A 9,784-nucleotide genomic window follows, 5' to 3' on the forward strand; every position below is an offset into this window, starting at 1 on the left:
GCTTCCAACGCGAAAAAATTTGCAGGCTCCGGAAAACGGCAGCTAGACTACTTCAAGAACAAGAAAATCTAGTTCTTATAAAAGTTTGTTATATCAACGCATACAGGGTTGATTCCATTCCTATGTGCGTTGTTTTTTTATGCCTTAACCACGATCATATTCTTTTTCCAACAATGCGCAAATATTGCCAAATTGCAATTTCTTAGACTTTCTTTATAATGTTCTAAAGTAGTTATAAAAATGAACAGGGCTGATCTTCACAATTCTATAATAAATAATTCTCAATTTTCATTTTCTCGTAGCGGTGGAAAAGGCGGGCAAAATGTTAATAAGGTGAATACTAAAGTTCATCTAGTTTTGCCATTGAAATTGCTCGAAGGAATAAACGAAAGCGAACAAAATCGCCTTAAAAGCAAACTCTCTTCCATAATCAATAAAGATTTTTGTCTTTTTCTAGATGTTGATGAAGAACGCTATCAGGAACGAAACCGGCAAATTGCACTGAGCCGAATAGAAAACCGGATAATTCAAGCTCTTGCAATTCAAAAGAAACGAATAAAAACTAAGCCTACAAAAGCCAGCAAAGAGCGCAAATTAAAGCTCAAAAAAATCCGTTCCGAAATCAAAAAAATCCGCGGCAAAATTTGGCAATAAAAATATTGCCCTATCTGTTCAAGCCGTTCAAATGCTTTCTTGAATATCTTATGCCAAGGGTTGTCTGCCATTGCCAGCTATAGTCGAAGGGCTGAATATCTTTGTTTGTGCCCAAATTTGCGTTATCCCAGCTGAATGTTCCGTCAAGCAAAAATGTCCAGCGCTCAAAAACTGGAAATTCTACTCCTGCGTTCAAGGCAATTCCTAAATAATTTAAGTGATATTCATCGCTCAACTGGTACATATAATGTAGTCCAGGCGCAAAATTGAATGTTAAATATTTAAACGGTCTCCATTCTTCATACGGTCCTAAAAAGAAATCAAATCCATACAAAATCGTCTGCTTGGCAAATTGCTTCATTCCATTAAACTGATGCAAAAACGGATAAAGCCCTTCCATTCTGAACTTTAAATTGCATAATGATAAATTTTTTGTTTTTGCCGTAAAATATAATCCTGCCAAGGAATCTTGCCAGACAAAATTGCCATTTTTGCTTTCTTTTTGAATTCTGTGTACGTTTAAAAGTGCAAATCCATTGTCAAACGAAAAATAAAATTCTTCATCTAAAAGAGTTTTTTCAACTTTTTCTTTTTTGCTTTCTTCGGCTAAAGAATTTTCATTCGTTTCGCTTTCAGTTATTTCGTTTTCCGCACTTGTTTGAGAAAATAAACTGCACGCACTAAAAATCAATATAAAGGCAAACGCGAATTTTTTCATTTTGTCCGCCTTATTTTGATATATGGTAAAGTGTCATTACGTTTGTAACTCCGCCTTTTGTCCAAGTTATGTACAGCATTGAACCGCGAATATCCCATTCTGTATTTATCGAAACTCCGTCTGTCGTCGAAAAGCAAATTACGTTGTCAACTACCGTATAATCGCCCTGAGTTACAGTTTTTTCTTCTGTATTTGAATCAATTATCGTAGCAACAAAGGTTCCGTCAGAAACAAAAGAAATTTTGTTTCCGTTGTTGTCCGCCCAGGTTCCGTATAACGGAGATGGCACATAACAACTTGCAAAAAGAAAAACCAATTCTGCAAAAATAAGACATTCAAGTGTTTTTTTTATATTTTTCATTCCTGTGTTTAGCATATTAACATTCACCGTAAAAAAAATATCTGTTCTCAAAGTTTTATCTTCCTTCTTCGCCTACCAGCCAGTCGACTGTTCCCGATGGAAGAATTTCGTTTCCTTCCAAATCAAAGGTTTTAACTCCGTAAGTTCCGCCGCCAGCAGCACCGCTCTTAATTTCCAAATTTCCGTAATAAGCTTCGCCAGGATACATTCCGCTGCATTTTACTGTTCCGGACATTTTTCCGTTTCCGCTCATATTCGAAGTTGTATCCGTACTTCCGCTTTCAAAACAGAAATAAACTCCAAGCTGTTCATTGTCGTTTATCCAGAAATCTGCGTAATTTGTGTAAGGCATTTTTATTTCCGCGCCAAGCCCCGCAATTTTTGCTGTATATTTGAGAGTTCCAGAAATTGTTCCTTCTACGCTTTCGCTTCCGAGTTTGTCCGTATCGTTTGGTTTGTGCATTAAAGTAAGTTTTTTCTGGCTGCTCATACAGGTTTTGTTGTATTCTCTAAACCATTGATCGCGCGTCAATGCTCCATAACCAAGGCATTTTATATTTTTGAATGCGTCCCCTCCCGCTAAAACCGCATCGTCGTATTCAGTCTGTGGATTATTGCCCTTTTTTCCCTGTCCAAGCGAATTTATCGAAACAACCTTATAAAAATACGGAACTCCAACCTTTGTAAGACTTTCGCTGCTGTCGTCAATAAATTCTGTCTCTGTTACGGGATTTTCATTCAACTTTCTAAAACCGCTGCCAGTTTTTGCCGAACGATAAACGTAATAACCGGCAGGCTCGTCTTGAGACGGTTTTTCCCAAGTTATTTTTACAGGATAAATATTGTTTGAATTTGGAACTAAGTCCGAATTCATAAAACTTGTCTTTGAAGCCGTTACATTTTGAGGCGCAGCCGGCATTGGAGAGGCGGCAAAACTCTGCAAACTTTCAAGCCTTTCGGAATTTTCGGTCGAAATTTTAAAATACGGATATTTGTCAATTTCGTACTCAAGATAACCATTTTTGTTTTCAATTCCTTCTATTCCGCTCATAAGTTCAGAATACAAATCTTCCTGACTGCTGCTCACATAAATTTTGTAAGTAAAATTTTTGTACTGAGAGCCAATTGCCTTTGACCAAACGAGAATAACTTTTTCAGAACTAGAGCCGTCATCAACTTCAACTTCTGCAGGAGCACTGAGCAAAAATCCAAAATTTTCATTTGAATTTTCTGTAAAGGCGCTTTTTATTTCCAGCCCTTCGTCAAGACAAACTGTCTGCACAAAATAATAATAAACCAAACCTGAAGAAACGCTTTTGTCTGTATAAGAAGTCGCCGTCAAATTTGAACCGATTTTTTTATAAACCGAATCTTTTGAACTTGTTCTGTACAAATTGTATCTTATAACCGCAGTTTCCGAAGTTTTTTCAACTTCTTTCCATTTTATTTTCAATTCTGAAAGGCTTGTTCCAAAACCGTCGGAAACTTCAACTTTTTCGCTAACAGCCGGAGCACCTTCTACCAAAGAATATCCCATGTTCGATTTACTAAAAGAGGATTCAATTCCCAAAGAATTTACCGCTGTAACTTTGTAATAAAATTCAGTTCCCTGGTCTTTTGAAGAAATTGAATCATCAAACGATGTTAAATTTCCATAGACGGTTTTTATAAAACTGACGTTGTTTTCGTTTTCGCCACGGTAAATTTTGTATCTTGAAGCGCCGCTTACCGAATCCCAGCTCAATTTGATTTTTGAGGTTGATTTTCCTTTTGAAGCATTCAGATTTAATGGAGGAGCAAAAAGCCAGCCTTCTGCGCGGGTCTGCGATAAAACGTTGTCTGTGCCTTCGCTTATAAGACCTTTTTCCTTATTTTCTGCATAAATTTTATAAAAATAGTGATAAAAATATTCCTCTTCTTCAATCTGCTCTTTTAAAATCACATCAGTATAAGAATTATTTACACTGTAAATTTCAAGAGAATTGAATTCGGATTCGTCAGGAATATTCCACTTTCCGCTCGGATCGGCAGTTTTTACAACCGCGCGCTCAATTCTGTAACTCGTAGCGTTTTCGACTTCTGTCCAGGAAAGTTTAATTGAATCCGAATACAATCCTTGACTTGCAAAAACCTGCGCAGGAGAATCAAGGCTTTCGATTTTTGTTTCGGTTTTAAAAAGTTCGCCAAGATTGACAAAATTTCCGTCCGTCTGCATAGAAACCTTGTCCTGAAACCATGCCGAACACGAAAAAAAACAAAAAACAGTTAAAATACCAAAAACCAGCGAGACTTTTTTTAGAATAAAGAATTTTTCTCTCATTTGCTCTCCCACCACGGACTTTGATAAATCGGAATTGCGCTGTTGAATGTCTTTTCTTCTGAGCCGTGGCTTGTTCCAATATCGTAAGGGAACCATTCAAGAAATTTTTCTTTATTTTCTTCGGCAATGCTTTTTACGACTTTGCCATCTTTTTTGATTGTTAAAATCCATGAAGTTTTTACTCCGTCACTTACTGGTGTCCAACCTTTATAACCTGCATCTCCGACAGAAATAGAAAATTTGCCAGAATAAGAATCTGGGTATGTCTTGTCGCCGTCAAATTTTTCCGTTGTTACAGTAATTTCCGTTTCCGGAAGATGATAAAGTGTTTTTCCGTCAACTGCTGACCTTTGTTCAACTTCCTTAAAATTCAATATAAAACAGCTTGCAAATGGATTTGCAGAAGAAGGGCTTCCGCCTTGAAAAACGTGCTGATAATCTGCTCCGTCTGTTCCCCAATATACAGTTTTAGTTGCACTGGTATGACCGATTGTAAATTTTCCAAGATTTCCAGAAATAGAATTTTCTCCACCAGAGCTAATTCCACACTGAAATATTGCATCCGCAAGAACAAGGGAAACGCTCTTTGCAAATTCTTCGTCCGTAATATTTCTGTATCCATAAACTGAAAAATCGCTTCCGACAGCTGCAGTTACGGTCTTTTCTTCGCTAATTTTTCTATATGCGACAAGCCGGTAATAATGCTTAAAATTTCGCAAAACTTTTAACATTCCAGAAGTATTAGTTCCGCCAGAGCCAACATTTTGTCCGTCTTGCAGGTCAAAAACCGGTTCAATTTCGACTAAAGCCGTTCCTGAGTTAACACGTTTGACTTTAGCAGAATCTTCGTATGCGGAAATATCAATTTTGTTTCCAAAATCTTTGTTGGCTACATCAACATCAATTTTTCCGATTGTAGTCCAGCCGCAGGCTTTGTCCGAATTAAAAATTTGAAGCTCGTAATAATCAGGCCCAAGTTTTCGCTTGTCAAAATCGTAAGTCTTCCATTTAATTTGTTCGGCATAGCCCGAATCCGAAATATACGCATAAATTTTATCTAACGAAAGAGTATATCCTTTATTCTGCTGCTCCAAAGGACTTTCTTCCGCCATTGTTTCTTTTAGCTTTTTTTCAAAAGAAACTGGGATTGCCGAAATTTCTGAATTTGCGCTTTCGTAAACAACAAGAAAATCGTATGCTTCTAAAGAATTTTCCGGAACAATCTGAGTTTGATAAAGGTCTTTGTCAGATCTTTCAAGGTTTTCTTTATCATAGTATTTCCAGGAACCGTCAGAATTTTTGCTTTCGCGAATATAAAGCGATGGCGTTTTTGACTTGCAGCCAAAAGGCTGTTTCCATGTAACTTCGATTTTTTCGCTGTCTGTGGCCTTGTCAGCTTTTAAATCAAGTCCATAACCAGTTGTTCCGTTGCTTACAAAATCAAGATTTTCGTATAAAACTTTTGACTGTTTTGTAAGCCTAATTTTTGAATTTTCAGCCTCAAAAACAAAATCATCTTCCGCCAAAACAGGAATTACCGAATATTTGTATTCCAATCCCCAGACAATTTCTGACTGATTTTTTTTGTAGGCAATCTGATTAGTTTCGTTTTCGGCCGTATCAACGTATTTGTCCGTCAAAGTAAAAATTCCGTTTTCAAAAGTTACTTCAACACGCTCTTTTTCAACCAAAGAACCTTCAATGTTTACAGTTGTTCCGTCGGCACTTACAAAGTACGAATCCGCAGCTTCCACAAGTCCGCTCAAGCCGTCTGAACATTTTCCTCGTCCTACGACATAACCTTTAGCACCGTCAATTTTTTTCCAGCTTACGCTCATTGAATCTCTGTCCGCTTTTCCGGCATTCAATTTAACAAGAGCAGGTCCCATCGTCGAAGTTTCAATCGTGCTTTCAGTTGAATTTCCTGTTCCAGTGTTTTTTGAAATGACTTTTACGGTGACAGATTGTCCAGAAATTTCCGCATCATTCCAGCCAGAAGGTTCGTTTATCGTACAAATAAAAGTTTTTCCGTCTTCGCTCAAAATTGAATCTTCCATGACAGAAATTTTATTCTCCGGATTTTCGGTAAAAAACGCTTCTACAAAATATTCATCGGCCTTTTGAACTTTTTGCCATTCTACCTGAATTTTTTCATAGAATTTTTCTTTATTAGAAAGTTTTGCTTTACCGAGAGTCTCAGAAACATTTTGACAGACTCTGTTCGCAGTTATTTTGTTATTTTCTACTTCGAGAATATAGGTTCTTTTTTCGCCGGCAGGCGCTTCGTGAGTAAATTTTGCAATTTTTTCGCCATTTTCTGCATCGCTTATGCTAAGGCCGTCTTTTTGAAGCAAAAGATACTGCTGTTCCTGCTCAACTCCATCCACAACAGGAATCCAGCAAAGATAATATTCATATTCTTCTATATAATTGAACTGAATTTCAAATCTGTCAGAAAAACCGTCCGCCACTTCAAAAGTTGTAATTTTTGGAACCAGCATTGAATCATCTGTCACAACAAATTTTCCTGGAACATTCGCCCAGGTATATGCGCTTTCCGGATTTTTATTTTTTGTTGGAGCAATAAAAATTTTGTAGCTGTAATATCCGCTTTGCTCCTTCGGATTTTCGAAACTACGCTCAATTTTAAGAAAATCTTCAAAATTTTCAAATTCAAACTGCGTTTCTACAGAATTTTCGCCCGAAAAGTCAGTTTTTGTTTCTACCAAAATATACGAATAGTCTTTTCCGAAAGTTTCAAATTCGCCGTTAAAGCCAAAAACTATTTTTGAGTATTTTGAGCCGGAATCGTCAATTTCGTAGCTGTCCTTTACGCTCAGCACCGGAACCGAAATAAGCCAGCCATTTTCTTCTGCTGCACATTTGTCAGAACTAATTGATTTTTTTACATCGTCAACAAAAGCCTGAACTTTATATGAATATTGAACTCCGCGCTCAAGTTCAGTCTTGTCTGTCCAAAAAATTTTAGATTTGCCGACATATTTGTAATCTCCATAAGCAACAGCTCCTTCTTCGGTTGATTTTTCAACTCTAAGCCTTTCGTCGCTGCAAGTTTGTGTAAGACAGTTAAAATTAAAGATATTTTTTGAACTGTCTCCTTGCAAAACAGAGCCAATATAATGAACAATTTCGACATAATCCTCAGTTGAATCTGTCTTTTTTCTGTAAATTTTAAAATAAACCGGTTTTTGTTCAAAAATTCCGTTTCCTGCACTAACATCAACATATTGAGGACAATTCCAGCTAAGGCAAATTTTTTCAGCAGAAACTCCCTGCCCGATTTCGAGATTAGCAGGCGCTTCGGGAATCAGTTTTCTTGCAGTTTCTGAATCAACCATGCCGCTGGATTCAACATTTGTCTGCGCAGAAATGATATAGGCTTCTACCGAAAAAAAATATTTTGTCTTTGGCTCTAAACCTTCTATTGTTACCTGAGTTTCGTTTCCAGCCACAGAAACTTCCTTTAAGACAGTTGAGCCGTCAGCTGAATAAACTTTTACCGTATAGCGAATCAAATTTGCGTAAGTTGAATCATTGCAATTTTCCATCCACCAGTTTACAGTCGCAGAATTTCCTTCATCATTCTGTTCAATCGCGGTTATAACAGGGCTTGCCAAACTTGAACCAGAAACCACATTGCTAAAAGAAGAAAGAACATTTCTATAATTTTTAGCTTTAACTTTATAGAATTGAGATTTTCCCGCTGGAACAGAAACCGAATAAGAAGTTTCTCTAGTTTCCCAAATCTGCCCATATTCATCAAAAGGCGAATCCGAAGCAAAAATCAGATAACTTTTAGCGCCCCTTACAGCCTTCCATCCTAAATCAATAGCCTTAAAACCGCCGTTCGTGGCCGTCAAATTAGCTGGCGAATCGATAGAATCCGCAACATTTGCCGAATCGTTACCTCCCCCCTCGCTTTTAGGAGAATCCAATAAACTATCGCTGCAAGAAAACAAAAACAAAGAAAACACAACTAAAAAAAAATTGTTAAAAGAATTTCCTTTATTCATTGTCAAATTATATAAAATTACACGAAAAAATTCACGTAAGACAAAAAGCACATGCCTGCAAAAAAAAGTAGCTATAACCCTTAATTTTTAAGAGGTTGACAAAACAAGATACAAGAACAACATTATTTTTATCTATCTATTTGCTTTCATATAACTCTATTTTAAAAACAAAAAACCACTCATTTCTGAGTGGTCTGTTATAGCGGGGGCAGGACTCGAACCTGCGGCCTCCGGGTTATGAGCCCGACGAGCTGCCAACTGCTCTACCCCGCGTCGTGTTCAGATAGTTTATATTCAATGGTGTTTTATGTCAACCCCTGTATCGCTTAAATTGTTGTATTTGTACCAAATTCTACATTCTAATATTGCAAAAAGAATTGCTATGACGGCAAACCAATAAAAATTGTTTGAAAAACCAGCAAAAAAATTGTAAACACCGTGCAAAAGTACGGCCCAAACAAAAGGCAGTACATGTGTCTGTTTTTTCTTGAACATCCACAGATAAAGCCCGCTCAATCCTGCGCAAAATGTATGAATTAGCACGCTTGTAAAAGCCCTTGCAATTAACAAATTCAGCACAGTCTGAGTTCCAAGAGGCTCGGCGGCACCGCTGATTTTTTTTATAACGTAAATTATGGATTCAAAGCTGCCCAAAGCCATTCCTGCAAGAAGAGCACAGCAAAAATAAAATGAAAGATTCAGTTTTTTAAAAGGCAAAAACGACAAAAAAAACATTTTTACAGACTCTTCTATAAGGCCATTAAAAACTATCGCCGTAACAAGAAGGTTTACAACTGTGCTCGCTGTAAAAATCGGCAAATTCAAAATAAAATGCTGAACAAATGATGTCGGAACAATAGCAAGAAGCCCAAGAATACAGGCTAAAATTTCAAACCGAACTTTTTTTTGCCCCGGAACTAAAATCACAAACAGAAAAAAGACCGCAACCAAGGGGAGAAAACTCAAGGCAAAAAGTGCAAAAATGTTCATATAAGCAGAATAATATTTTTATTCCGATATTTCAACGTAAAAACTAAATTTTCAAAACGCTGAAACAAAGGGTTTGAACCTGTTTTTTATACAGATTTTAATGCTTCCGAAATATCCGCAATCAAATCGTCTGCATTTTCAAGACCGACAGAAAGCCTTACCAAATCAGATGGAACTCCGGCAGCGTTCAATTCTTCTTCGCTCATCTGTCTGTGAGTTGAACTTGCAGGATGCAAACAACAAGTTCTTGCGTCGGCAACATGGGTTGCAATCATTCCGAGTTTTAATCCTGCCATAAATTTTTCTGCATTTTTACGGCCGCCTTTTACTCCAAAGCTGATTACTCCGCAAGTTCCTTTTGGCATATATTTTTTTGCGCGCTCATAATATTTATTTCCTGGAAGCCCTGGGTAATTTACCCATGCAATTTTTTCATTCTTTTCCAAGAATTCGGCAACTTTTTGGGCATTTGAGCAGTGCCTCTCGATTCGAACTGGCAACGACTCAAGTCCAAGATTAAGCATATAAGCATTTACCGGCGCCTGAACCATTCCAAAATCGCGCATCAACTGGGCTGTTGCCTTTGTAATAAAAGCTCCGGCGTTTCCAAATCTTTCAGCATAAGTAATTCCATGATAGCTTTCATCTGGAGTGCACAATCCTGGGAATTTATCTGCATGCGCCATCCAGTCAAATTGGCCGTGATC

General features: G+C 37.4%; 7 protein-coding genes and 1 tRNA gene. 1 reads left to right on the forward strand and 7 read right to left on the reverse strand.

Features of this window, described 5'->3' with window-relative positions:
* Positions 1-240: 240 nt before the first annotated feature.
* The gene (gene arfB / locus B2X33_RS03335) at positions 241-654 is read left to right on the forward strand and encodes an alternative ribosome rescue aminoacyl-tRNA hydrolase ArfB (RefSeq protein WP_296019287.1); all 414 of its coding nucleotides are present in this window, start codon (positions 241-243) and stop codon (positions 652-654) included.
* A gap of 10 nt (positions 655-664) precedes the next feature.
* On the opposite strand, the gene B2X33_RS03340 is transcribed toward arfB, so the two are convergent.
* From B2X33_RS03340 to B2X33_RS03370, 7 genes are all read right to left on the reverse strand, one after another.
* Complete coding sequence (locus B2X33_RS03340) at positions 665-1,372, reverse strand: hypothetical protein (RefSeq protein WP_296667640.1); 708 nt, start codon at positions 1,370-1,372, stop codon at positions 665-667.
* A gap of 10 nt (positions 1,373-1,382) precedes the next feature.
* Complete coding sequence (locus tag B2X33_RS03345) at positions 1,383-1,784, reverse strand: hypothetical protein (RefSeq protein WP_296667643.1); 402 nt, start codon at positions 1,782-1,784, stop codon at positions 1,383-1,385.
* 4 nt (positions 1,785-1,788) lie between these two features.
* Positions 1,789-4,053, reverse strand: a complete 2,265-nt coding sequence (locus tag B2X33_RS03350) for a fibronectin type III domain-containing protein (protein WP_296667644.1) — start codon at positions 4,051-4,053, stop codon at positions 1,789-1,791.
* Entirely contained in the window at positions 4,050-8,009 is a 3,960-nt protein-coding gene (locus B2X33_RS03355) for a fibronectin type III domain-containing protein (protein WP_296667645.1), read from the reverse strand. Before B2X33_RS03355 ends, B2X33_RS03350 begins: the two co-directional genes overlap by 4 nt.
* Positions 8,010-8,287: 278 nt before the next feature.
* Positions 8,288-8,360: transfer RNA gene (locus tag B2X33_RS03360), tRNA-Met, on the reverse strand.
* A gap of 21 nt (positions 8,361-8,381) precedes the next feature.
* Positions 8,382-9,077, reverse strand: a complete 696-nt coding sequence (locus B2X33_RS03365; RefSeq protein ID WP_296667647.1) for a PrsW family glutamic-type intramembrane protease — start codon at positions 9,075-9,077, stop codon at positions 8,382-8,384.
* Positions 9,078-9,163: 86 nt separating this feature from the next.
* A partial coding sequence (locus B2X33_RS03370; RefSeq protein WP_296667649.1) for a PLP-dependent transferase occupies positions 9,164-9,784 on the reverse strand: 621 nt, incomplete at its 5' end.

This window comes from Treponema sp. UBA785 (assembly GCF_002297065.1).
In the GTDB taxonomy this organism is placed as follows: Bacteria; Spirochaetota; Spirochaetia; order Treponematales; family Treponemataceae; genus Treponema_D.

Bases quoted from the DNA above. Each gene is read 5' to 3' on its own strand.
- arfB (WP_296019287.1), top strand. From the start codon at position 241: ATGAACAGGGCTGATCTTCACAATTCTATAATAAATAATTCTCAATTT.
- B2X33_RS03340 (WP_296667640.1), bottom strand. From the start codon at position 1,372: ATGAAAAAATTCGCGTTTGCCTTTATATTGATTTTTAGTGCGTGCAGT.
- B2X33_RS03350 (WP_296667644.1), bottom strand. From the start codon at position 4,053: ATGAGAGAAAAATTCTTTATTCTAAAAAAAGTCTCGCTGGTTTTTGGT.
- B2X33_RS03365 (WP_296667647.1), bottom strand. From the start codon at position 9,077: ATGAACATTTTTGCACTTTTTGCCTTGAGTTTTCTCCCCTTGGTTGCG.